At 67.5% G+C, this 1,684-nt stretch carries 1 protein-coding gene; it reads left to right on the forward strand.

The genetic code is table 11. The features are described 5' to 3' along the window. The first annotated feature begins 438 nt into the window (after positions 1–438). A complete protein-coding gene (locus tag BIV23_RS48090; protein ID WP_079173831.1) occupies positions 439–1,149 on the forward strand; it encodes a chaplin in 711 nt (236 codons plus the stop codon). Positions 1,150–1,684 lie beyond the last annotated feature (535 nt).

Below are 1,684 nucleotides of genomic sequence, written 5' to 3' on the forward strand. Positions count from 1 at the left end.
CGGCGGGGACCGCTACAACGACTGACCCCGAACCGACAACACCACACAGAACCCCGGCCCGCCGCAATCGAGCCGGGAACCCCAACCCACAACCCATACAGGCACCACCGGGCCCGGACACCAGGCATCACACCCTGGCGCCCGGGCCCACACCCATCCCCCCACACGCAGACCAGCCCGCCCCCCTCCCCAACTTCACCGCGCGATCCGCCCAGTAGCCACCGGCACCGAAGACGAACCACCAACCCGGTGCACGGCCTGGAACAGGTCACCGCCGCCGCCAGGTCCCTCGCACCCCCGCGGCACACCCCCGCACCACACCACCGACATCCACCCATTCGGCCGATCGCAGGGACCAAGCCATAACCCAAGGAGATTCACAAACGTTTCACACAATGCGGGCAAGTACCCGCAATCACCGCTGAAAGGCGGAACCCCATGAAACGGGCCACCCGCAACAGCGCGATCGCCCTCGCCGTCACCTCAGGCGCCATCGCCGTCGCAGGACCAGCACAAGCCGACTCCACAGCAAACGGCGCCGCAACCGGATCCCCCGGACCGATCTCCGGAAACGCCGTCCAACTACCCGCACACATCCCCGCAAACATCTGCGGCAACACCATCGACGTCACCGGCCTCCTCAACCCCGCCATCGGCAACACCTGCACCAACCGCGAACACACCGCCCTCGCCCGCACACCGGGCCGGACGACGGCCACCGGCCACACACACGACTCACCCGGCGCCGTCTCCGGCAACACCCTCCAACTCCCCGTCCAATTGCCACTCAACGTAAGCGGCAACACAGCCAACCTCTCCGGCGCAGGCAACCCCGCGCTCGGAAACGACTCCACGAACTCCCCGGACAACCAACCCAGCCAGCCCACCCGCACCACGTCGCCCATCCACACCACACCCCCCGCACGCACCACACCGCCCACTCGACCTGCACCACACCAGCAACCCGCACCACTCACCACCCCCAACACCCCACACATGAGCACGCACACGCGCACACACCACGACACCGGAAGCTCACTCGCCCAAACCGGCACCGACGGCACCTGGTCAGCCGCCGCCGCAAGCATCACCGCACTCATCGGCGGAGCAACCCTCTACCGCCGCTTCCGCCCACCAACCACACGCTGAGAACGACACCACACCACACACCCCTCCAAGCACACACCGACACAACCCCGACCCGCAGCGCCGAACACGCGACACCGGCTTTACCCGGCGTCGAATGCCGACGAACGATGACGGCAACGCCCTGCCTGTGGGTGTTCCGGTGGGGCGTTCGTCGGCGAGTTGTCGTTCCCTTCGGCGAGGTGCCGGTGGATCAGTGCCCCTCTCGGCCCGGAGCTCTGACTCGGGTCGAACGCCCTGGCCAGGTTGTGCTTCGGGATCCAGACCGAGACGCATGCGAACGTAGCGCGCGTTGCCTGGACCAGGCCGATGCCGTCCGTCCGGCCTCCATCCGTGGCGGGTGTAGAAGGCCTGGGCTCGGCTGTTGCGTTCCCATGCCTCCAGTACGCCCGTGACCAATGACGCGTCACGAAGAAACTGCACGAATGCCGCGTGCAGGTGGCTGCCGATGCCGTGTCCCCCGCCAAAGACAAACGGCAGGACCTCCGGACCCCGACCTCACACCGCGTCAGGAACCCGAAACGCCGCCACTCCAGCC

It is taken from the genome of Streptomyces monashensis (assembly GCF_001866665.1).
Lineage (GTDB): Bacteria > Actinomycetota > Actinomycetes > Streptomycetales > Streptomycetaceae > Streptomyces > Streptomyces monashensis.